At 65.3% G+C, this 22301-nt stretch carries 23 protein-coding genes, 1 tRNA gene and 1 riboswitch; of the genes, 11 read left to right on the top strand and 13 right to left on the bottom strand.

Translation table 11 applies throughout. The annotated features are described in order from the left end of the window. Positions 1–3 precede the first annotated feature (3 nt). From ACVIHF_RS38495 to ACVIHF_RS38480, 4 genes are all read left to right on the top strand, one after another. Complete coding sequence (locus tag ACVIHF_RS38495; protein ID WP_229189393.1) at positions 4–324, top strand: cupredoxin domain-containing protein; 321 nt, start codon at positions 4–6, stop codon at positions 322–324. Between the two features lie 94 nt (positions 325–418). Continuing rightward, the gene (locus ACVIHF_RS38490; RefSeq protein WP_076832433.1) at positions 419–781 is read left to right on the top strand and encodes a nuclear transport factor 2 family protein; all 363 of its coding nucleotides are present in this window, start codon (positions 419–421) and stop codon (positions 779–781) included. A gap of 206 nt (positions 782–987) precedes the next feature. Further along, complete coding sequence (locus ACVIHF_RS38485) at positions 988–1785, top strand: helix-turn-helix transcriptional regulator (protein ID WP_310883421.1); 798 nt, start codon at positions 988–990, stop codon at positions 1783–1785. Between the two features lie 109 nt (positions 1786–1894). After that, positions 1895–3064, top strand: coding sequence for a cytochrome P450 (locus ACVIHF_RS38480; protein WP_310883422.1), 1170 nt, complete (start codon positions 1895–1897; stop codon positions 3062–3064). A gap of 16 nt (positions 3065–3080) precedes the next feature. Here ACVIHF_RS38480 and ACVIHF_RS38475 read toward each other — a convergent pair whose 3' ends face one another. The 3 genes from ACVIHF_RS38475 to ACVIHF_RS38465 form a co-directional block, all read right to left on the bottom strand. Continuing rightward, positions 3081–3446, bottom strand: a complete 366-nt coding sequence (locus ACVIHF_RS38475; protein ID WP_310883423.1) for a hypothetical protein — start codon at positions 3444–3446, stop codon at positions 3081–3083. Between the two features lie 233 nt (positions 3447–3679). Next, positions 3680–4609 (bottom strand): dihydrodipicolinate synthase family protein, encoded by a 930-nt coding sequence (locus tag ACVIHF_RS38470; RefSeq protein WP_456793549.1) that lies wholly within the window; start codon positions 4607–4609, stop codon positions 3680–3682. A gap of 36 nt (positions 4610–4645) precedes the next feature. After that, positions 4646–5812, bottom strand: coding sequence for an NADH:flavin oxidoreductase/NADH oxidase (locus ACVIHF_RS38465; protein WP_310883424.1), 1167 nt, complete (start codon positions 5810–5812; stop codon positions 4646–4648). 247 nt (positions 5813–6059) lie between these two features. Between ACVIHF_RS38465 and ACVIHF_RS38460 the strand changes: the two genes are divergently transcribed. After that, positions 6060–7079 carry an LLM class flavin-dependent oxidoreductase gene (locus ACVIHF_RS38460; protein ID WP_310883425.1) on the top strand — a complete coding sequence of 340 codons (1020 nt, stop codon included), beginning with the start codon at positions 6060–6062 and terminating at the stop codon, positions 7077–7079. Positions 7080–7433: 354 nt separating this feature from the next. Here the strand turns inward: ACVIHF_RS38460 and ACVIHF_RS38455 are convergent, their stop codons facing one another. The 4 genes from ACVIHF_RS38455 to ACVIHF_RS38440 form a co-directional block, all read right to left on the bottom strand. Beyond that, positions 7434–7607 carry a hypothetical protein gene (locus tag ACVIHF_RS38455; RefSeq protein WP_194295406.1) on the bottom strand — a complete coding sequence of 58 codons (174 nt, stop codon included), beginning with the start codon at positions 7605–7607 and terminating at the stop codon, positions 7434–7436. Between the two features lie 41 nt (positions 7608–7648). Continuing rightward, entirely contained in the window at positions 7649–7900 is a 252-nt protein-coding gene (locus ACVIHF_RS38450) for a DUF3551 domain-containing protein (RefSeq protein WP_076832446.1), read from the bottom strand. Positions 7901–7970: 70 nt separating this feature from the next. Further along, positions 7971–8044: transfer RNA gene (locus tag ACVIHF_RS38445), tRNA-Gly, on the bottom strand. A 109-nt stretch (positions 8045–8153) separates the two neighbouring features. Further along, positions 8154–9782 (bottom strand): 4-amino-4-deoxy-L-arabinose transferase, encoded by a 1629-nt coding sequence (locus ACVIHF_RS38440; protein ID WP_456793548.1) that lies wholly within the window; start codon positions 9780–9782, stop codon positions 8154–8156. A 98-nt stretch (positions 9783–9880) separates the two neighbouring features. Between ACVIHF_RS38440 and ACVIHF_RS38435 the strand changes: the two genes are divergently transcribed. The 5 genes from ACVIHF_RS38435 to ACVIHF_RS38415 all read left to right on the top strand — a co-directional run bounded on the left by ACVIHF_RS38435 (position 9881) and on the right by ACVIHF_RS38415 (position 13329). Further along, positions 9881–10438: a methylated-DNA--[protein]-cysteine S-methyltransferase gene (locus ACVIHF_RS38435; RefSeq protein ID WP_310883430.1), complete on the top strand. Its 558-nt coding sequence runs from the start codon at positions 9881–9883 to the stop codon at positions 10436–10438. 9 nt (positions 10439–10447) lie between these two features. After that, entirely contained in the window at positions 10448–11287 is an 840-nt protein-coding gene (locus ACVIHF_RS38430; protein WP_310883427.1) for a helix-turn-helix domain-containing protein, read from the top strand. 56 nt (positions 11288–11343) lie between these two features. Continuing rightward, complete coding sequence (locus ACVIHF_RS38425) at positions 11344–11703, top strand: VOC family protein (RefSeq protein ID WP_310883428.1); 360 nt, start codon at positions 11344–11346, stop codon at positions 11701–11703. A 129-nt stretch (positions 11704–11832) separates the two neighbouring features. Continuing rightward, a complete protein-coding gene (locus ACVIHF_RS38420) occupies positions 11833–12249 on the top strand; it encodes an SRPBCC family protein (protein ID WP_253604856.1) in 417 nt (138 codons plus the stop codon). Positions 12250–12492: 243 nt separating this feature from the next. Next, positions 12493–13329, top strand: coding sequence for an IS5 family transposase (locus tag ACVIHF_RS38415; protein WP_225164260.1), 837 nt, complete (start codon positions 12493–12495; stop codon positions 13327–13329). Between the two features lie 37 nt (positions 13330–13366). Here ACVIHF_RS38415 and ACVIHF_RS38410 read toward each other — a convergent pair whose 3' ends face one another. From ACVIHF_RS38410 to ACVIHF_RS38400, 3 genes are all read right to left on the bottom strand, one after another. Continuing rightward, positions 13367–14809, bottom strand: a complete 1443-nt coding sequence (locus ACVIHF_RS38410; RefSeq protein WP_456793547.1) for an MATE family efflux transporter — start codon at positions 14807–14809, stop codon at positions 13367–13369. Between the two features lie 129 nt (positions 14810–14938). Continuing rightward, positions 14939–15988, bottom strand: a complete 1050-nt coding sequence (locus ACVIHF_RS38405) for a hypothetical protein (protein ID WP_456793546.1) — start codon at positions 15986–15988, stop codon at positions 14939–14941. Positions 15989–16149: 161 nt separating this feature from the next. Next, positions 16150–17256, bottom strand: coding sequence for a 2'-deoxycytidine 5'-triphosphate deaminase (locus ACVIHF_RS38400; RefSeq protein WP_028339061.1), 1107 nt, complete (start codon positions 17254–17256; stop codon positions 16150–16152). Positions 17257–17390: 134 nt separating this feature from the next. Continuing rightward, a riboswitch (SAM riboswitch) is annotated at positions 17391–17470 on the top strand. 76 nt (positions 17471–17546) lie between these two features. Between ACVIHF_RS38400 and ACVIHF_RS38395 the strand changes: the two genes are divergently transcribed. Then, entirely contained in the window at positions 17547–18740 is a 1194-nt protein-coding gene (locus tag ACVIHF_RS38395; RefSeq protein WP_456793545.1) for an O-succinylhomoserine sulfhydrylase, read from the top strand. A gap of 51 nt (positions 18741–18791) precedes the next feature. Here the strand turns inward: ACVIHF_RS38395 and ACVIHF_RS38390 are convergent, their stop codons facing one another. The 3 genes from ACVIHF_RS38390 to pimC all read right to left on the bottom strand — a co-directional run bounded on the left by ACVIHF_RS38390 (position 18792) and on the right by pimC (position 22213). After that, positions 18792–19565: an SDR family NAD(P)-dependent oxidoreductase gene (locus tag ACVIHF_RS38390; RefSeq protein WP_028338111.1), complete on the bottom strand. Its 774-nt coding sequence runs from the start codon at positions 19563–19565 to the stop codon at positions 18792–18794. A 126-nt stretch (positions 19566–19691) separates the two neighbouring features. Beyond that, on the bottom strand, positions 19692–20837 hold the full coding sequence (gene pimD / locus ACVIHF_RS38385) for a pimeloyl-CoA dehydrogenase small subunit (protein WP_456793544.1): 1146 nt from the start codon (positions 20835–20837) through the stop codon (positions 19692–19694). Positions 20838–21022: 185 nt separating this feature from the next. Beyond that, on the bottom strand, positions 21023–22213 hold the full coding sequence (gene pimC / locus ACVIHF_RS38380; RefSeq protein WP_310880862.1) for a pimeloyl-CoA dehydrogenase large subunit: 1191 nt from the start codon (positions 22211–22213) through the stop codon (positions 21023–21025). Positions 22214–22301 lie beyond the last annotated feature (88 nt).

Raw genomic sequence — 22301 nt, 5'->3', positions numbered from 1 at the left:
GCGATGTTGCCAGGACGCTGTCTCGCAACGCTGGCTTTGCTCGCGCTCGGCGCGATGGCCGTCCCGGCGCATGCGGCCACCATCCAGATCGTGATGGAAAATCTGGTGATCTCGCCGGCCGAGGTGTCGGCCAAGGTCGGCGACACCATCGAATGGGTCAACAAGGACGTGTTGGCGCACACCGCTACCGCGAAGAACGGCGACTTCGACGTGACGATCGCGCCGAAGAAGACAATCAAGTCGGTCCTGACCAAGGCCGGCACGGTCGACTATTACTGCCGCTACCATCCCAACATGAAGGCGGTGCTGACCATCGCACCATAGCCCGCGCGATGACCTCAGAGGTAATCGATCGGCACACGCGAACCTTCGATAGTCCGGACCGCCGCACAGTCCGGCACTATCGAAGGAGAGCACCATGACCGACCATGCCACCATCGCCCGCCGCTATATCGATCTCTGGAACGAGCGAACGCCGAGCCGGCGTCGCGAGATGCTGAGCGAGAACTGGACCGCCGATGCGCGCTATATCGATCCGCTGATGAACGGCGACGGCCATGAGGGCGTCGACGCGCTGATCGCCGGCGTGCAGCAGAAGTTTCCGGACTTCCGCTTCAAGCTGATCGGGGAGCCGAACGGCTTCGGCGACCATGTCCGGTTCTCCTGGGGCCTTGGCCCTGACGGCGTCGACAGCCCGATCAAGGGCACCGACTTCGCCATGCTGAAGGACGGCCGGATCAGGAGCATCACCGGCTTCCTCGACCAGGTGCCGGGCGCCTGAGGCCTTCCTCAGGCAACCGCGACCTATATCCTCTCGTCATTCCGGGGCGCTTTCCACGCCGGCGATGTCGCTGCCAGAGCGTTTTCGAGCGAATGGATCCCGGTTCGCGTCAAGAAAACGCGTCAAAACAAAGAATCGAGAGCCCCCGTTCCGATTCCATCGGAACGGAAAAGGCTCTAGTCTTCCCGAAACACAGGGAGGACGCCATGAAGGCAGATTACGCCTTCGAGACTTCTGTCGTCAGCGACATCACGCCGGCGCTGCTGGCGATCGGCCGCGACAGCTTTCCGCAGGCCCTGATCGGCGCGCTGCGGCGCGTCGCCGGGGTCGGTCATTGCATGGTGTTCTCGTTCACCGGTCCGCGGACCGCCGCGTGCCTGCTCGATGTCGGCAACATCCCGACCGGGCGCGACCTCGGGATCGCCTATTCCGAGCATTTCCATCAGGCCGACCCGAACCGCGACGCGGTGTTCGAGGGACGGACGCAGGCCGCGCCGATCGTGCTGCCGAACTTTGCCCGCCGCATGTACAGCGACGGCTACCGCAAGATCTTCTTCGACGACTCCGACATCGTCGACAAGTTCGCCTCCGCGATCTGGACCGGCGACATCTGCTTCTATGTCAACTTCTACCAGATCACCGCGCAAGGCCGCTTCAGCCGCGAGCAGATCGCGCGCCTGGCCGCGGTCGCGCCGGCGTTGACGGCGGCCGTGGCGCGGCATTTCCAGCGCGACCCGGCACCGGATGTTGATCCGATCGAGCGGTTGAAGATCCTGTTTGCGACCGCCGAGCCGCTGGCAAGGCTGACCGGGCGTGAGCAGGAGGTCTGCCTGCGCATCCTCTCCGGCCTCAGCTCGGAAGCGATCGCCGCCGAGCTCGGCATCGGGCTGCACTCCGCCCTCACCTATCGCAAGCGCGCCTATGACAAGCTCGGCATCTCCTCGCAGAACGAGCTGTTCGCGATCGCGCTGCGCCTGATGGCGTCGGCGCGTCAGTTAAACTGAGCGCGCTCCAGGCGATGGCCTCCCGCTGTCCCCAGCGCTGGGGACAGACGGGCCGCGCCGCCCGGCCTATGCTCGGCTCGAAAACCCGAGGCCAAACCGAGATCACGTCGTGAGCACCGCGCCCCATTTCAATATCGACGTCCCTGCCTTCTGGCAGGATCCCTATCCGGCGCTGGCGCGCATGCGCAAGGAGGCGCCGATCGCCTTCGTGCCGCAGCTCGGCAGCACGCTGCTGTGCAGCCGCGACGACATCTTCATCTCGGAGAAGCAGATCGACGTGTTCTCGTCGCACCAGCCCGAGGGGCTGATGAACAAGCTGATGGGCCACAACATGATGCGCAAGGACGGCGATGCGCACATGAACGAGCGCAAGGCGATCTTTCCGGCAATCTCGCCCAAAACCGTCCGATCGCACTGGACCGCGCAGTTCGAAGCACACGCGACGCGCATCCTCGACGAACTGAACCCGGACGGCGTGGTCGATTTCGTGCAGGCGTTCGCGCTGCCGTTCTCGGCCGAATGCCTGAAGTCGATCACCGGCCTCACCAACATGCGCTTCCAGGACATGAACGCGTGGTCGCAGGGTATGATCGACGGCATCGCCAATTATGTCGGCGATCCCGCGATCGAGGCGCGCTGCCATGCGGCGACCTCCGGGATCGATGCCGCGATCGACGACATGGTCCCCAGGCTGCGCAAGACGCCCGACCTCAGCCTGCTCGGCGTGATGCTGCAGACCGACATGCCGATGGAGAGCGTGCGCGCCAATATCAAGCTTGCGATCTCGGGCGGCCAGAACGAGCCGCGCGATGCGATCGCCGGCACGGTATGGGCGCTGCTGACGCATCCCGACCAGCTTGCGCTGGCGACGAGCGGCACGATCCCGTGGCTGCAGGTGTTCGAGGAATATGCGCGCTGGATCTCGCCGATCGGGATGTCGCCGCGGCGGATCGCAAAGCCCTGGACGATCAGGGACGTCGCATTCGAGACCAATGAGCGCGTGTTCCTGATGTTCGGCTCGGCGAACCGCGACGAGAAACACTTCGACAAGCCCGACGCGTTCGACGTGCGCCGCGACGCCAGCAAGAGCATCGCGTTCGGTGCCGGCCCGCATTTCTGCGCCGGCGCCTGGGCCTCGCGCGCCATGGTCGCCGACGTCGCGCTGCCTGCAATCTTCAAGCGGCTGAAAAATCTGCGCCTGATCGAGCACCAGCCGGCGCGGATCGGCGGCTGGGCGTTCCGCGGCCTGCTGGATTTGCCGGTGACGTGGGACGCATAGCGTGCTTTGCGCAGGTTCAGTGCACGGGACCCGGCACGACGAGGCTCAGCAATCGCGCGTCGCGTGATGGGGGGACCGTCGTGGTCCAGGCCTCGCCCGCATCGACGAGGCAGGACAAACCGTCAGGCCGCGACAAGAGGATCGTCCAGGTACCCGCCGGCGAAACGAAGACCTCCACGAGGTGGCCGCGATCGGACAATCCGCGGTGCACCTCAACCTCGCCGAAATGGTCTTTGAGGAAGGTCGCGAAATCGGACCGGGAGGCGCAAGTCTGCGCTGCGCCAGCCACCGTCGACATCAACGCGGCAGCCAAGCTGAGTGCCGCCAAGCGGATACATCGCAACATGGCCCCCTCCTTGTCCGGGCAGCCATGCACGACCATCGGCGAACCAAGCTCACTGCAGCGAACTCAAGCAGGGTCGATGATCGCGTACTCCACCCAAGGTGGTGATCAGGCACGAGGATTTCAAGAGCGGCAGCGGCGGCATCATGCTTCGACAAGGTTTCGCCCGAGCCCTTCAGCCAAGCCCGCCACACCGGCTCCGCTCGCCAGATCAACGTCCATGCGCGCCGGCGATCGAGAGAGCGTCCTAAAGGCCCTGACCAGGCGTCCTCTCATCGTCCCCAGCGCAGCACAACCGGATCGAGTGTCCGCGCGATCTCGATCAGCCCCGCGCGCGTCGCGGGATGCAGCGGTTGCAGCGGGTGGCGCACTGCATCGGACTTGATGACGCCGCCCTCGCGCATCAGCACCTTGCAGGCCTGCAGCCCGCATTGGCGGTTCTCGTAATTGATCAGCGGCAGCCAGCGCGCATAGGCCCCGACCGCCTCGTCGCGCCGGCCGGCGAAGAACGGATCCATGATCTGGCGGATGCCGTCGGGATAGCCGCCGCCGGTCATCGCGCCGGTGGCGCCGGCATCGAGATCGGCCATCAGCGTGATCGCCTCCTCGCCGTCCCACGGCCCCTCGATCTCGGCGCCGCCCTTCTCGATCAGACCGCGCAGCTTGTTTGCCGCCATCGGCACCTCGATCTTGAAGTACCTGATATTGGCGAGCTCCTTCGCCATCCGCGCCAGGAAATCCACCGAGAGCGGCGTGCCCGCCACCGGCGCGTCCTGGATCATGATCGGGATGTTGATGGCATCCGACACGACCCGATAAAACTCGTAGATGCCCGGCTCGCCGACGCGGAAGGTGGCGCCGTGATAGGGCGGCATGATCATCACCATCGCAGCCCCGGCGGCTTCCGCCTCGCGGCTGCGCGCCGCGCAGACCGCCGAAGAGAAATGCGTCGTGGTGACGATGACGGGAATGCGGCCGGCGACATGCTCGAGCACAGCATGCATCACGGTCTCGCGCTCGGCATCGGTCAGCACGAACTGTTCGGAGAAATTGGCGAGGATGCAGATGCCGTGCGAGCCGGCGTCGATCATGAAGTCGACACAGCGCCGCTGGCCATCGAGGTCGAGATTGCCGTTGGCGTCGAAGATGGTCGGCGCCACGGGGAAGACGCCGCGATAGGGGCGCTTTGCGACTGCTGTCATGATAACGACCTCCCAGGGTGTTGTCGGATTTTCTTGTCAGCTCTGGCGGAACGGCAGCGGCGGGCCATCGAGCCGGCGCAGGCCCGGCTCGCGGCGCTCCAGCCACCAACCATACTGCTTCGGCCAGGACGCGAACACCTCGCCGCCTCCACCGCCAAGCGCAAGCTCGGCATGCAGCGGCCAGTTCGGATCGAACAGCGCCTCGCGGCCGATCGCGACCAGATCGGCCTGGCCTTTGGCCAAAACATCCTCTGCCTGCTGCGGATGCAGGATGAGGCCGACCGCGATGGTCGCAATGTCGGCGGCGCGGCGGATCTCATCGGCATAGGGCACCTGAAAGCCGTAGCCACGCGGAATCCGCGCCGCGGTCGCCGAACCGAGCAGGCCGCCCGACGAGCAATCGATCAAATCGGCACCGCGCGCCCTGGCTTCGCGGGCGAACGCGACCTGGTCCTCGAGCGTCAGGCCGCCGTCGATACCGTCGACCGAGGAGATCCGCACGGACAGCGGCCGCTCTGCCGGCCAGGCCGCGCGCACGGTCTCGATGACCTCGAGCGGATAGCGCATCCGCCCGGCGCGGTCGCCGCCATAGGCATCGGTGCGGCGGTTCGACAATGGCGAGAGGAATTCATGCAGCAGATAGCCATGCGCGCAATGCACCTCGACGAATTCGAAGCCCGCCTCGACCGCGCGCAAGGTGGCGCGCCGCCATTGCTCGCGCAGCGCGGCGAGTTCGGCAGCGTCGAGCGCGTGCGGCATCAACCAGCCGTCTTCCATCGGGATCGCGCTCGGCGCCACCGTCCGCCACGGCAGATCGCCGCGGGCGCGGTCGGCCTCATCGAGAGCGGCATTGCCGTACCAGGGACGCTGCATGCTGGCCTTGCGGCCGGCATGCGCGAGCTGGATCGAGGGCACTGCGCCATTGTCCTTGAGGAAGGCGGCGATCCGTTCGAGCGGCGCGATCTGCTCGTCGTTCCAGATGCCGACGTCGCCATGGGTGATGCGGCCCTCGGCGACAACCGCTGCGGCCTCGACCATCACGAGCCCGGCGCCGCCCTGGGCGAACTTGCCGAGATGCACGAGATGCCAGTCATTGGCGAGACCGTCGGTCGCCGAATACTGGCACATCGGCGAGATCAGGATGCGGTTTCGGGAGGTCACGCCGCGAAGCGTGATCGGCTGAAACAGAAGCGGCTGCGACATCGGGACCTGCGGGACGGTGTTGGCGGGAGAAATCGTGGCGGAAAGCTAGGCGGCGCGCCCCGGGATCGCAAGCCATGCCGCGGCGCAGGCGGCAAGACCTGCACGCATGCAGCACTTGCGCAACGGCGCGATCTGCAAAACCCGCAACATTTGCCGCAGAACAATTTCCCGGCGGGTAAACACTTTCGGTCATCCCCGGGTCACGTCACGGATCGCAATTCGTCGCGGACATCCCTACATTGCCGGCATGAAGAAAATCGGATTCCTTTCGTTCGGGCACTGGACGCCCTCGCCGCAGTCGCAGGCCCGCTCGGCCGCGGATGTGCTGCTGCAATCCATCGACCTCGCGGTCGCGGCCGAAGAGCTCGGCGCGGACGGCGCGTATTTTCGCGTCCATCACTTCGCCCGCCAACTGGCCTCGCCGTTCCCGCTGCTGGCGGCCGTCGGCGCCAGGACCAGCCGGATCGAAATCGGCACCGCCGTGATCGACATGCGCTACGAAAATCCGCTCTACATGATCGAGGACGCCGGCGCGGCCGACCTGATCGCGAGGGGACGCCTGCAACTCGGCATCAGCCGCGGCTCACCCGAGCAGGTGATCGATGGCTGGCGCTATTTCGGCTATCAGCCGGGCGAGGGCGAAACCGACGCCGACATGGGCCGGCGTCATGCCGAGATCTTCCTCGACATGCTGCGCGGCCAGGGATTTGCGCAGCCCAATCCACGGCCGATGTTTCCCAATCCTCCCGGCCTGCTGCGGCTCGAACCACTCTCGGAAGGCCTGCGCGAGCGCATCTGGTGGGGCGCCGGCTCGAACGCCACCGCGGTGTGGGCGGCGAAGCTCGGGATGAACCTGCAAAGCTCGACGCTGAAGAACGACGAGACCGGAGAGGCTTTCCACATCCAGCAGGCCGCCCAGATCCGGGCCTATCGTGCCGTCTGGAAGGAAGCCGGGCACACGCGCGAGCCGCGGGTCTCGGTGAGCCGCAGCATCTTCGCGCTGGTCGACGATCGCGACCGCGCCTATTTCGGCAACGGCCAGGAGCAAGACCAGATCGGCTTCATCGATGAGAGGACGCGCGCCATCTTCGGCCGCGGCTACGCCGCCGAGCCGGACAGGCTGATCGAGCAGCTCAAGACGGATGAGGCGATCGCGGAGGCCGATACCTTGCTTCTGACCGTCCCCAATCAGCTCGGCGTCGACTACAACGCGCATGTGATCGAGACGATCTTGACCCAGATCGCGCCCGCTTTGGGCTGGCGCTAAATCCATCGCGAACGTCAGCGATACTCGCCCGGCGCGCAGCCTCGTCACATCGAGCAGGACCGGGATAAGGACCCGCGCCGGCCGTCTTCTAGGGGGGCTGTTGAGAGGGAACGGCCAGGCGCGGGCTTGAACCGACCGTTCTCGCCGGAGGTCGGTCGGCTCTATTCGACCAATGCCGGAACCCGCGACATCGTTCCGGCGGAACTTCGTTCTCAAACGCGGAGAACTACGGAAACATAACTGCGCGTTGTGAGAAGAACAGGTCGAGTACGGTGCGTTAGGCGCGCACGTTGCGTGAACAGATCGCCGTAATATCCCGGGATAATAGCGAAGGCCGTCTGCGGATCCCCTGGGTCAGGAATCCCTGTCGCGATTGCGCCGGGTGAGATCGAGCCGATCGACGCGCTCGTCGATCCGCCGGTTCAGCTCCTCGTCTTCTCGCGTATTGCTGCCGCGACGGGCGCGAACCACCAATGCACAACATCCGAGCAGAACGATCGCGAAGAACGCGTAGTACCACCATGCCATGCACTGATCTCAAATGAACGCTCGCGATACCGCCGGAAAAGTCATCGTTCAGGCCGATGAGGACGCGCCGACCTTGGCGCATAATAAGGGTTCACAAGACAGGTCGCCGGCATGCCCACAGCGCTGGCCTGGCACTGATCTATCGACGTGAAGATGCAGTCCATGCGCTCGCCGACCAACTCACCGTAAACATGCATGCAGACGGGATAGCGCGGATCATACATTTGCGCGGATGCCGGCCTCGTCATCCAAAGCGCGCCCAGCGCAAGCAGCAGCGCTCCAAGCAACCTCACGTCACGTCTCCTGCTGTCGCCAAATACATTGCCATGCCGACAAACTGTCCCGCGACATTTGCCTGAAGGCTGGAGCGGGCGAAGGGAATCGAACCCTCGTATGCAGCTTGGGAAGCTGCCGTTCTACCATTGAACTACGCCCGCGATCTCAATGCTTGAGGTCGCACCTCACGGGTGCGACCCGGCCGGACCATAGCCCGGGCGGAGGCAGCGGATCAAGCGCGCATTGGAGCCGATCGCCGCACCGCCCCCGCTAGTGGCCCATCCTCACGAGCACGTCATTGATGACAAAAGCCGCGGCGGCGGATGCGTCGCAGGTGCCGCTTCGTGCATAGATGCAGGCATCGGCGATGCCGACGCGGGCACAGCTTTGCCTCGAATAATCCGCCGGCAGATCACCGGCGGCCGCGGGCCGCGCGAGGATGCGATTGAAGGCCGGCTTGGTCGCCTGCAACAGCGGCGGCAGGATCAGCTCGGCGAGCGGATCGGCGGGCTCCAGCGCATAGAGCGGTACTGGGCCGACCAATCGTTCCCGCCCTGGCAACAGCTGGAAACGGACATTGTAAAGTGCGAGGCCGCACAGCTGCGGATCGCTGCGCAGTTCGGCGGCGAGCCGCGCCGCGCCGACACCGCGCGTCCAGTAGTCGCGCATCCCTTCGCTGGCGCCGGCGAGCGTCACCGAGAGCAAGGCCCAGCCGCCGGTGACGATCGGCAATGCCCAGCGGCGCCACCCGGGTTTTGCGCGCAGCCATTGCACCCAATCGGCCGATCCCAGCGCCGCGACGATGATGAACAGTGCCACCGACAAGAAGACGAAGCGGTATTCCTTGTGGGCGATCAAGCTGTGGAAGACGAGGTTGACCAACGCCACGGCCAGCAGCAGCGGCGCATGCCGCGCGCCGCGCCAGATCGCGGCGAGCGGCAACACGATCGCCGCCGACCACACGATCAGGAAGTTGGCGAGATAGGCCGAAGGCGGCGTCACGCCGAACTCGGTCGCGCGATCGTGCAGCAGGTTTTCCTTGATGTTGCCGATCAGCCAGGCGAACGGCATGGCGCCATGCGCAAGGTCGATCGCGGCGGTGAGCATCAGCGCGGCGAGACCGCCCGCGATCATAGGAATCAGGTCTCGCCAACGCATCCAGCAGGCGCCGAGCGCAAGCACGGCGATGGCCGGCGCGTACTGAAAGCGGCAGACAAAGGCGAAAGCGAGCAACGCGCCGCCGATCGCCAGATGCCGCGGCGACGGACGGCCGGTCGCCAGCAGCGCCGCCGGCACGACCAGCGCTGTCGCCAACGGCTCGCCCAATGTGTGCGGCGCGAGCAGGATCAACTCGAACCAGACTGCCGCAGCGAACGCCGCGACGATGGCATGGGTTCGCGAGATCCGTGCACCAAAGAACCAGGCGCTGACCACGATCGACAGTGACGCAGATGCGGCGACCAGGCGCGGCACCAGGAAAGCGCCCTCGCCCCCCGGCGCAATCAAGCCGCCCACCGCGACCGGCCCGGCCAGCAATGTCGGCAGGAACCAGCCGCGAATGCCTTCGCGCCACTCCCACGTCAAAATGCCGTCATGGCCGAGCATCCGCCACGCCGGCTCGAGATACTGAAAGATCTCGTCCGGATACATCACGTTGGGCCAGAGCGCGGCCGCAAGGCGCAGGACCAATGCCAGCAACAACAATGCGAACAGCGGATGAAGACGCCCGGTCGATGTCCCGGCCACGGCTGTGCTGCCGCGCGCCCCATCCGCGCCGGTGCTGGTCATCGTTCCGCCGATCGTACCGTGGAGCAGCATGCTGACGACCAGATAGCGGGCAAAGCCTTTAAGATGCGTGACTGATAAATTGGCGGGGTCACACAGAAGGGGCCGCGACATGGTTAGCTAAACGTCAAGATTCCGGATGCGCGCGCCGGCGACAATGTTAGGATCGCGCGCATGGGGGCTGGTGGCGTTATGGCGGGCGTGGGTACACCATTTTCGACACGGCGATCGGCCGATGCGGTATCGCGTGGGGTGAGCTCGGCGTGGCTGGCGTGCAGCTTCCCGAGCTGCGCGAGATCGAGACCCGCAAGCGGCTATTCAAGCTTTATCCTGACGCGCGCGAGATGCGGCCTCCCGAGGAGGTCGCTGTCGCGATCGAGGGCATCGCCGCGACCTTGCGTGGCGGCATTGGGGACCTTGCCGGCGTTGCGCTCGACATGAGCGGCATCCCGGCCTTCAACGCGCGCGTCTACCAGTTTGTCCGCACCATTCCCCGCGGCGAAACCCGGACCTATGACGAGGTGGCGAGCGCCTTGCGCGCGTCCGGCGCGGTCTATTCGGTGGCACAGGCGCTCGGCCGCAATCCCTTCATGGTCATGGTGCCCTGCCACCGCGTGCTCGAGGCGGGCAATTATGCCGACCGGATCTCGCCGAACGGCGGCAGCATCTCGAAACGGCGGCTGCTCTCGATCGAGGGCGCCCAGCCGACCACCAGCAAAACCCTTTTTGATGTGCTGCTGCCCGTTGCACGGCTCCGGCCGCGAGCTTAAATCCCGGGTATGGTCCGAACCACGCTGCTGCAGCGCGATCGCATCACGGTGAACGAGTTTCGCTGCACGGCGGAACCCGGCGACAGGCCGTTCGCCGAGCAGTTCGCCTGCCACTCGGTGTCCTATGTGCGCAGCGGCAGCTTCGGCTGCCATTGCCGCGGCCGCTTCCATGAGCTGGTGGCAGGCTCGATCCTGGTCGGCCATCCCGGCGATGAATACACCTGCACGCACGACCACGTGGTCGGCGACGAATGCCTGTCGTTCTTCCTGGACCCGGTGCTGGTCGAGACCATCGGCGACCGCGCGGCGGTCTGGCAGGTCGGGTCGGTGCCGCCGCTGCCGGAACTGATGGTGATCGGCGAGCTCGCGCAAACGGCGGCAGCTGGCAACAGCGACGTCGGTCTCGACGAGATCGGCCACCTCCTCACCAGCCGCCTTGTCGAGCTGGTGTCCGACCGCAAGGCAAAGCCGCTCACCGCAGGCTTGCGCGATCGCCGCCGCGCCGTCGAGGCCGCGCTGTGGATCGACGCCAATTCACAGCATCAGATCGACCTCGACGATGCCGCCGAGCAGGCCGGCTTGAGCACCTTCCATTTCCTGCGGCTGTTTTCCGCCGTGCTCGGCGTCACCCCGCATCAATATCTCGTGCGCTCGCGGCTGCGCCATGCGGCGCGGCGGCTCGCGGATGACGACAGCCCGGTCACCGACATCGCCTATGACGTCGGCTTCGGCGACCTGTCCAATTTCGTGCGCAGCTTCCACCGCGCCGCCGGTGCCTCGCCGCTGAAGTTCCGCCAGGCCTCTCGCGGCGACCGCAAGATTTTCCAAGAACGTCTCGCGCTGCAATAGCTAGGCTGCTCCAGTCCGCGCGTCTTTCGATGCGCTTAGCGACTGGAGATTTACTCATGTACGACCATATCGGATTGCGCGTTGCCGACCTCGACGCCAGCGTGCGCTTCTACACCGCAGTGCTGGCGCCACTCGGCTTCGTGCTCTGCTCGCGCGACGACAGCGGCGCCGGTTTCGGCCCGAAGGGCGAGCCCGCGCTCTGGCTGCATCTGCACAAGGGCAAGGCCCAAGGCGGCGCGCACGTTGCGTTCCGCGCGCCGAGCCATGACGCGATCGAGACATTCCATACCGAGGGCCTGAAAGCCGGCGGCAAGGACAACGGCGCGGCGGGCCATCGCAAGGATTACAGCCCGACCTACTACGCGGCGTTCCTGCTCGACCCCGACGGCAACAATGTCGAGGCGGTGTCGACCTAGCACACCACAGCTCCGCCGTCATTGCGAGCGGAGCGAAGCAATCCATCTTTCCGCCTGCTGCGGTGTGGATTGCTTCGTCGCTTCGCTCCTCGCAATGACGACACATCTGAAACCAACGAGGATTGAACGATGGCTTCCATTCACAAGGATATCCCGATCGACGCGCCGGCAGATCATGTCTGGGACGCGTTGCGCGATTTCGGCGCACTGCATACGCGGCTGGTGCCGGGCTTCGTGACCGATACGCAACTGGACGGCGACGTCCGCACTGTCACTTTCGTCAACGGCACCGTGGCGCGCGAGACGCTGGTCGATTGCGACGACAACCGACAGAGGCTGGTCTATGCGATCAGCAGCGAGCGGTTGAAGCAGCATTCCGCCTCGGTGCAGGTGTTCGCCGAGGGCGACGCGCGCTGCCGCGTGGTGTGGATCGCCGACGTGCTGCCGCACGAGGTCGCGCCCTACATGGACGCGCAAATGGACCTCGGCGCGGCGGCGATGCAGGCGGCGATGGCCAAGTCGGCGAGGGAGAAGAGCGCGGCGTGATCCGCTAGGTCATGCGACTGGCCGCGCATTTCGAACTATGACCATCACCCTGAGGAGGTCGCGAAGCGACCGTCTCGAAGGGCGACAGCCCCGCTGTTTCTACGAGCGCACGCCGAAACACCTGGGCCGTCGATCCTTCGAGACGCCGCGTTGCGGCCTCCTCAGAGCCTGACTGAAAAATGGGTGAGTGATCTCAGTGGGGTGTGATTCCATCGGATTTGCAAAGATTCGAGGGAGAGCACGATGCCCTGGACCAAGATCACTCGGGAGCAATATCGGCGGGACGATCTGCGTTATGCAAGCGATATGACCGATGCGGAGTGGGCGCTGATCAGACGCCTGTTGCCGCGAGCGAACCGGCGCGGCCGGCCGCGTAAGACGGAGCTGCGTCGTGTGATCGAAGCGATCCTCTATATCGTTTCGACCGGCTGCCAGTGGCGGGCGTTGCCGCAGGAGTTCCCGCCCTATTCGACGGTGCAGGGCTATTTTTATAGATGGCGGGATACAGGCCGGTGGCAGAGGATTGTCAGCGTGCTTGTCCGACGGGCGCGAAAAAAGCTTGGACGGACACCGAAGCCGACGGCAGCCGTGATCGACAGTCAAAGTGCGCCGACCACGCAAGCTGGCGGACCGCGCGGCTACGATGCAGGCAAGCGCATCTACGGCCGCAAGCGGCATATCGTGACGGATACCAATGGCCTCCTCCTCGGGGTTCATGTTCATCCGGCCAACGTTCAGGACTGCCATGGCGCCGTACCGCTGCTGAAGAACGTGCGGATGAACTTCCCCCGGCTGCGCCACGTCTTTGCCGACCGGATCTACCGCGGAAATCAACTCCTCGACGCGCTCTCAGACTGCGGTCCATGGACTGTCGAGATCGTCGAGCGGCCCCAAGGCGTCAAAGGCTTCCAGCTTCTGCCGAGGCGGTGGGTGGTTGAACGCACATTCGCTTGGTTCGGCAGATGCCGCCGCCTCGCCAAGGACTTCGAGGCGACGGTGGCAACCGAAGCTGCCTGGCTGCTGATTGCACACATCAGGCTCCTGACCCGCAGACTCGCGGCTGCAGCTAAGGTTGGGTGATTTATGAGTCAGACTCTCAGGATGACGGGTTTAATATCTACGACAGCGCCGGCTGCGCCTCGGCGACCGGTGCCGACTTGCCCCAGCGCGTCAGGATCACGCTGAGGCAGGACAGCACGCCGAGCACGCCCATCGAGGCGGCGGCGAGTGCGAAGAAGTTCTGCGCGCTCGCCTCATGCGTCGACAGCCACCAGCCGCCGGCACCGATGAAGATCAGCCGCGCGGTCTGCGCCAGCACCGGACCCAGCACCTTCGCGGCACCCTGCGAGGAGAAATACATCGACATCGCAAGGCCGATGAAGGCGTACATCGGCGCGGCGGTCGAGAGATATTGATGGCTGGTCGCCCGCACATGTGGATCGTTGGTGAACAGATTGACCCAGAGGTCGGGGAAGACGGCGATGAAGCTGCCGACCACGCCGACCGCAAGGAACGACAACGTGCCCGCGGTCCAGGCGATGCGCCGGGCCCGCGCGACGCGCTCGGCGCCGACCGCCATGCCGATCATCGGCACCGAGGCGATGCCGACCGCGAAGGCGACCGAGGTCAGCATGAATTCGAGCCGCGCGCCGATGCCGTAGCCGGCGAGCACCGCGGTGCCGAACTGCGCCAGCATGTGGGTGAAGATCGAGATCGTCAGAACCGATTGCAGCGGCGAGAAGCAGGAGACCGCGCCGACCTTGAGGATGTCGATGAACATCGCCCATTGCACGCGCAGTCCCTTGAGCTTCGGCTTCACGCGGGCGCGGCCCGAGAACAGATACCAGCCCATCACGCTGATGCTGATCGAATAGGCGATCAGCGAACCCGCCGCGACGCCGCGCATCCCGAATTGCGGCACCGGCCCGAGGCCGAGGCCGAGCGTGCCGCCGAGAATGATCTGCCACACCGCCGAGGACAGGATCATGGTCGACGGCAGCTTCATGTTGCCGGTGCCGCGCAGGATGCCGGCCATGGTGTTCATCAGCCAGGGCAGGATCGCGCCGCCGAAGAACACCTGCGAATAGGCGATCGCCTGCGCCAGCACATTGCCCCGGCCGCCGAGCAGTTCGAGCAGGCGCGGGCCGAAGATCAGCATGCCCAGCATGAACGTCAAACCAAAGGTCAGGCCGATCAGCAGCGCATGCATCGCCAGCGTCGAGGCGCGCTCGATCTCGCCGGCGCCGAGCGCACGCGCGATCGCGGATGCGACGCCGCCGCCCATCGCGCCGCCGGACATCGTCATGGTCAGGATCACGCAGGGAAACACCAACGCCATCGCCGCGAGCGACTCGACGCCGAGCCGGCCGATATAGGAGGTCTCCGCGATCACCACGCAGGTGCCGGCCGAGAGCGCGATCACGTTCGGCCACGCGAGCCACAGAAGCGTGCGCAGGATCGGCCCGTCGAGCAGCGCATTGCGCGCCGGCTTGGTCACCGGCGGCGGCAGCGGCCGCTCTTGTTCGTCGACAGGTATTTCGGCGAGGCCGAGATCGGACATTTCTACTCCCACGCGCGATCTGGGGAGCCGCGCCATGGTGTTTCCCTACCATGGCAGCAGCGGATTCCACGTGCGCGGGGCGCAAGGGGGGCCTGCGCGATTGCAGGTGAACCCGGATGAACCTTGGCGCTAGCCGATCGACCAGACGAACGGCGCGCCGGCGGTGCTGTTCGGCTTCAGATGCACCGGAATATGCCGCCCGCAGCCGGCGGCCAGCCCTTCGAACAGGCCGGTCAGCACGCTGGCGCAGGCCGGATGATAGTCGGCGACATCGGCCATCAGCTTCCAGCCCTGCTGGCGGAATTCGAACTGGCCCTCGGATTCGCTGACGTCAGCGATATCGTCCTGCGACTCGAAGAGAGTGCGCAGGAATGCGGCAAATTCCGTGGCACGGCCACGGCGGCCGCCGAGCGCCTGCGCGACCTCGTCGTAATACTGCATGCCGATCAGTCTGCCGGTGAGATGCAGCAGATAGCTCGCATCCTCCGGGCCGAACACCTGCACGATGACCGGCGCGGCCGTCTTCACATATTCCATCGCGTAGTTGCGATAGGCCTTTTCCAGCCGCGGCTTCGGCCAGCTGTCGACCGGCAGCGCCGGCGCGGTGTTCGGATCGAATGGCGGCGCCTCGAGATGGCGCGCGAACACCAGGCGCTGGTCGAGCTCGAGCGGATGATCGTACTCGCAGTAATAGCCTTCGAGGCCGTCCTGGCCGTCGACACTCTGCTTGGTGCAGACGAAGCCGAGCCGCAAGTCCCCGAGCGCGACACCGTTGTTGGCGTGCCAGCCGCGCAGCATCGCGCGCGAGACCTCGCCGGGCACGCCGCAGATCGCCGTGCCCTTCCAGATCCAGCGCGGCGGCGGATAGCGGATCCAGGCCTTGCGGTCGGTCTCATACATGTATTCGACATGCACGCCGCCGATCCAGTTGGAGAGGTAATGATATTGCGCGGCCGCGACCGCCGGCGGCAGGCCGTCGAGGCCGAGCTTCTTCAAGCCGGGGAGAAAGCGTTCCTGCTGCTGGCGGCGAAACACACGGAAGACGAACTCGGCGGCATCGGCCGTGCCGCGCCGCGTGACGACGGTGAGGATCAGGCCGGTGAAGAAGGCGTGATAGAGATCGGCGACGCTGCGCCACTTCCGCCACTGCGTTTCGCGCGCGTCCTGCTCTCCGGTCATGTCTGCTCCCGCTGTTCTTGTTGGCGAGATAAAGCCTCGCGCGCGCAATCGTAGCCCGGATGGAGCGAAGCGCAATCCGGGGCAGCTCATTGCGCGTATGCAGCGTCCCGGATTTCGCTAGCGCTTCATCCGGGTTACGGAATTAAGCGCGCGAAACGGAATTACACGCGAAAATGCTTGGAAAGCTTCAGGCCCTGCGCCTGATAGTTCGAGCCGATGCGCTGGCCATAGAGAGCATCGGGGCGCTCGAGCATCCGTTCATAGACGAGGCGGCCGACGATCTGGCCATGCTCGAGGATGAACGGCACTTCGCGCGAGCGCACCTCCAGCACGGCGCGCGCGCCCTTGCCGCCGGCGCCGGCATAGCCGAAACCAGGATCGAAGAAGCCGGCATAATGGACGCGGAATTCGCCGACCAGCGGATCGAACGGCACCATCTCCGCGGCGTAGTCCGGCGGCACCTGCACCGCCTCTTTCGACGCCAGGATGTAGAACTCGCCGGGATCGAGAATGAGACTGCCGTCGGGCCGGGCCTTGATCGGCTCCCAGAAGTCGTCGACGGCATAGCCGCCGCGGCGATCGACATCGACCACGCCGGTATGGCGCTTGGCGCGATAGCCGACGAAGCCGCCCGAGCTCTCGCCGGAAAGATCGACGGAAAGCGCAACGCCATCGGAGAGATCGGCATCGTCGATATCGACCAGCCGCTCGGCGGCATGCAGCGCATCGAGCTCGTCGGCGGTCAGCGTCGCCTCGCCGATCCGGAAGCGGACCTGGCTGAGCCGCGAACCCTCGCGCAGCAGCACGGGAAACGTCTTCGGGCTGATCTCGGCGTAGAGCGGGCCGTGATAGCCGGCGCCGATCATGTCGAAGCGGCGGGTACCGTCGGCGATCACGCGGGTGAAGACGTCGAGCCGTCCGGTCGAGCTCTTCGGGTTGGCCGCGGCCACGATCTCCGGCGGCAGCGCCAGGCTCTCCAGCAGCGGCACGATGTAGACGCAGTTGGTCTCCAGCACCGCGCCGTCGGACAGATCGATCTCGTGCAGCTTCAGCTCGTCGATCCGCTCGGCGACAGTGGCATCGGGTCCCGGCAGGAAGCTGGCGCGGACCCGGTAGGCGATGTCGCCAAGGCGCAGATCGAGGCTGGCCGGCTGGATCTGGCTCTCGACGAAGTCATAGGCGGGCAGAATGAGGCCGGCCTCCGCCATCTCCGCGATCATGCGGTCGGGCAGGATTCCGTTGGATTCATCTTCCAGCGTGAACGACACGATGCGGTCCCTCGGCGATCCCTCGAGATGGCCCAAAAATCATACTCCAGGCGGCCATCAAGCCCCAAAATATGGGCTTTTACGGGTTATCCGATGACCGTCTTGACGGAAAGGGCGCGAGGGAATATCAGCTGCACTTATCCCGTGGTGATTTGAGCCGGCCGGCTTGCAGCCACGTTAAATAAGTCGCTAAACAGGCCGGGGACAGTGTGATCCCGGCTTGTGGAGGTTGCTCCAGGCCGGTTTTTTTGTGGCCATTCTCCAGGGGAAATGGCCACCTCGGAGGTCACATGTCTGAATCTGAAACCACGGCCCGCTTTCGTCCCGAAACCCGCCTTGTCCATGGCGGCACGCTGCGCTCGCAATTCGGGGAGACGTCGGAAGGGCTGTTTCTCACCCAGGGCTACGTCTACGACACCGCCGAGCAATGCGAGGCGCGCTTCAAGGGCCAGGACCCCGGCTTCATCTATTCGCGCTATTCCAACCCGACCATTGCGATGTTCGAGCGCCGCATGATCGAGCTCGAGGGCGCGGAAGCCGCGCGCTCGACCGCGACCGGCATGGCCGCGGTGACCACCGCGATCCTCGCCCCGCTGAAGGCCGGCGATCATGTGGTGGCCTCGAAGGCCCTGTTCGGCTCCTGCCTCTACGTGGTGCAGGACCTGTTGCCGCGCTACGGCATCGAGACGACGCTGGTCGACGGCCTCGACCTCGACCAGTGGCAGCGCGCGTTGCGGCCGAACACCAAGACCTTCTTCCTGGAGAGCCCGACCAATCCGACGCTCGACGTGCTCGACATCGGCGCGATCGCAGAGATCGCGCATAGCGGCGGCGCCCGGCTGATCGTCGACAACGTGTTTGCGACGCCGATCTGGCAGAGCCCGCTGTCGCTCGGCGCCGACGTCGTGGTCTATTCCGCAACCAAGCATATCGACGGCCAGGGCCGCTGCCTCGGCGGCGTCATCCTGTCGTCGGAGGCCTTCATCGCCGAGCACATCCACAATTTCATGCGCCAGACCGGGCCGTCGCTGTCGCCGTTCAACGCCTGGGTGCTGCTGAAGGGGCTGGAGACGCTCGGCGTCCGCGTCCGCGCCCAGACCGAGAACGCGGCGAAGATCGCCGAGGCGCTGGCCAGGCATCCGAAGATCACGCGGCTGGTTTATCCGGGCCGCCCCGATCATCCGCAGGCCGAGACGGTGAAGAAGCAGATGGGCGCCGGCTCGACGCTGGTCGGCTTCGAGGTGAAGGACGGCAAGGCCGGTGCCTTCCGCTGCCTCAACGCGCTGAAGATCTCGCGCATCTCCAACAATCTCGGCGATGCCAAGAGCCTGGTCACGCATCCCGCGACCACGACGCATCAGCGCCTGGCGCCGGAGGCCCGCGCCGAGCTCGGCATCAGCGAAGGTTTCGTTCGCTTCTCGGCCGGGCTCGAGCATCCCGACGATCTGATCGAGGATTTCGAGCGGGCGCTGGAGCAAGTCTGAAGCAACGCGTCGTGGCCGGGCTTGCCCGGCCACGACGGCTTCTCTTGAAGATTAAGTCGCAGCCGTCGTGACGCCGCCGTCGACCACGATGGTCTGGCCGGTCATGAAGGTCGACGCGTCGGAAGCGAGATAGGCCACAGCGCCTGCGATCTCGTCGGGCTCGCCGATGCGGCGGAGCGGCGTCGATGCGGTGCGGCGCTTCAGATTGTCCGGGTCCTCCCACAGCGCGCGGGCGAAATCGGTCTTCACCAGGCCCGGCGCCACGCAATTGACGCGCACGCCCTTCGGGCCCCACTCGCCGGCGAGGCTGCGGCACAGTGCGAAGTCGGCCGCCTTGGAGATGCCGTAGGCGCCGATCACGGTCGAGCCGCGCAGGCCGCCGATCGAGGAGATGATCACGACCGAACCCTTGCCGCGCTCGGCCATCTGCGGGATCGCCAGCGCGGACAGCCAGATATTGCTCTTGACGTTCGAGCCCATGATCTTGTCGAACGCCTCGTCGGTGATGTCGAGCAGCGGGCCGTAATAGGGATTCACCGCGGCGTTGCAGACCAGGATGTCGATCTTGCCGTAATGCTTGATCGTCCCCGAGACCAGCGCCTCGACCTCGTTGCGGCGCGCGATGTTGCAGGGGATGACGAGCGCATCGCCGCCCGCCTTCTTGATGCCGTCGGCGACTTCCTGGCAAGCATCCGCCTTGCGCGAGGAGATCACGACCTTGGCGCCGAGTTTTGCCAAAAGCTCCGCCGATGCGCGGCCGATGCCGCGGCTCGAGCCGGTGATGACCGCGACCTGGCCGGTGAGATCGAACGGGGTGTTTTTCATTGTTGTTGTTTCCCTGTTATTTGCACGTCATTCCGGGGCGCGACGCAGTCGCGAACCCGGAATCCAGAGGTTACGGCGCCAGATTCCGGGTTCTCGCTTCGCGAGCCCCGGAATGACGGAGATGGCTCAGGCCAACAACCCGCCGCCCTCGCTGACGCGACGGAGGTGGTAGTCGGTGTCGCCGAGCGTGTTCTCGATCATGGTCAGCCGCTTGAAGTAGTGGCCGATCTTGGCTTCCATGGTCATGCCGATGCCGCCATGGAGCTGGATCGACTGCTGGCCGACGAACTTCAGGGACTTGCCGACCTGCACCTTGGCGGCGGCAACCGCCGACGCACGCTCCTTGGCATCGTCGAAGTCAGACGCCATGGTGGCGAACATCGACATGCTGCGGGCCTGCTCAAGCGCCACGAACATGTCGGCGGCGCGGTGCTGCAGGCTCTGGAACGAGCCGATCGCAACGCCGAACTGCTTGCGGGTCTTGATGTACTCGACCGTCTCCTTCAGCGACTCGTCCATCGCGCCGACCGCTTCCGCGCACAGCGCAATGCGGGCTTCGTCGGCGACGCGTTCGATCAGAGGCAGGCCGTTCCCGGGATCGCCGATCGCGGCGTCAGCACCGACCTCGACATTGGTGAAGGTGACGTCGGCGGCGTGCAGGCCGTCCTGGGTCGGATAGCCCTTCCTGGTGACGCCCTTGGCATCCGCCGGAACCAGGAACACGCCGATGCCGGTCTTGTCGCGCTGGCCGCCCTTGGTGCGCGCGGTCACGATCAAGGTCTGGGCGTTCTCGCCGTTGAGCACGACGAACTTCTCGCCGTCGATCACCCAGCCGTCGCCTTTCTTCTTCGCCGTGGTCACGACATCAAACAGGTCGTAGCGCGAGTTCTTCTCGAGCTGGGCAAAGCCGAAGGTCTTGCTGCCGTCGATGATGCCGGGAATGTGCTTGGCCTTCTGCTCGGCCGAGCCGCCATGGCGCAGAAAACCGCCGGCGACCACGACGGTGGCGAGATAAGGCTCGACCACCAGCGCCTTGCCGAGCGCTTCCATCACGATCATGGTCTCGACCGCGCCGGCGCCGAAGCCGCCGTCGGTCTCCGCGAAGGGCAGACCAAGCAGGCCCTGCTCGGCGAGCTTGCCCCAGACGGCTTTGCTCCAGCCGCCCTTCTCCTTCATGTACTTCTTGCGCGCATCGAAGTCGTAGGCATCCGCCAGCAACCCGTCGACGCTTTCCTTGAGAAGCCGCTGCTCCTCGGACAGATCAAAATCCATGTTCGTTCCCTTAACTAACTGATCGTTGTTCAAGCCGGGGCCTCTTCACCTCGCCCCGCTTGCGGGGAGAGGTCGGATCGCGAAGCGATCCGGGTGAGGGGGTACAGGTCTCTCGGCAGTCGTTGCTCGGAGAGATGCCCCTCACCCCAACCCTCTCCCCGCGAAGAGCGGGGAGAGGGAGAGGATCAAAGCCCCAGCACCGCCTTGCTGATGATGTTGCGCTGGATCTCGTTGGAGCCGCCGTAGATCGAAACCTTGCGGTTGTTGAAGTAGCTCGGCGCGATCTGCGCGGTCCAATCCATGCTCTCGTTGGAACCGGCATCGCCGTGCTCGTCATAGGGCGCGGCGAACGGACCGATGATCTCCATCAACAGCTCGGTCGTGGTCTGCTGGATCTCCGAGCCCTTGATCTTGAGCACCGAGGAGGCCGGATTGGGCTTGCCCTTGCCGTGCTTGCCCTCGTCGGCGACGACGCGGAGCTGGGTCAGCTCGAGCGCCTTCAGCTCGATCTCGCAGGCCGTGAGCTTCTCGCGGAACGCCGGATCCTCGATCACCGGGCGGCCGCCGGCCTCGACCTTGGAGGCCAGCGCGCGGATGCGGCGCAGCCGCTCCTTCGACACGCCGACCCGGGCGATGCCGGTGCGCTCATTGCCGAGCAGGAATTTTGCGTAATCCCAGCCCTTGTTCTCTTCGCCGATCAGGTTCTCGTAGGGCACCTCGACGTCGTCGAAGAACACCTCGTTGACCTCGTGGCCGCCGTCGATGGTCTGGATCGGGCGCACGGTGACGCCCTTCGACTTCATGTTGAACACGATGAAGGAGATGCCCATCTGCTTCTTCGCGGCCGGATCGGTGCGGCAGAGGCAGAAGATCATGTCGGCGTGCTGGGCGAGCGTGGTCCAGGTCTTCTGGCCGTTGATGATCCACTTGTCGCCACGGCGCTCGGCCTTGGTCTTCAGCGACGCGAGGTCCGAACCCGAGCCCGGCTCCGAGAAGCCCTGGCACCACCAGTCGTCGACATTGGCGATGCGCGGCAGGTATTCCTTCTTCTGCTTCTCGTTGCCGAAGGTGTAGATCACCGGGCCGACCATGCTGACGCCGAAGGCGAGCGGCTGCGGCGCCGGATAGGACTGCAGCTCTTCGTTGAAGATGTAGTGCTGCACGGTGCTCCAGCCGGTGCCGCCATATTCCTTCGGCCAGTGGGTGACGCCCCAGCCCTTCTTGTTGAGGATGCGCCACCAGGTGACCATCTCGTCCTTCGACAGATGGCGGCCTTCCTGCAGCTTGCGCCGGGTCTCCGGCGGCACGTTGTTCTTGAAGAACTCCCGCACCTCCTCGCGAAACGCTATCTCTTCCTTGGTGAAAGCGAGATCCATCGGATCCTCCTTTTGAGCGAAACCTAACGTCTTGTTCCATCGTCGTCCTGGCGAAAGCCAGGACCCATTACCACCGGCCTTCGTTGTC

The sequence above is a fragment of the Bradyrhizobium sp. USDA 4506 genome (assembly GCF_054058795.1).
Note: the sequence above shows the minus strand (reverse complement) of the source record. Positions and strands in the feature narration are given on the sequence as shown.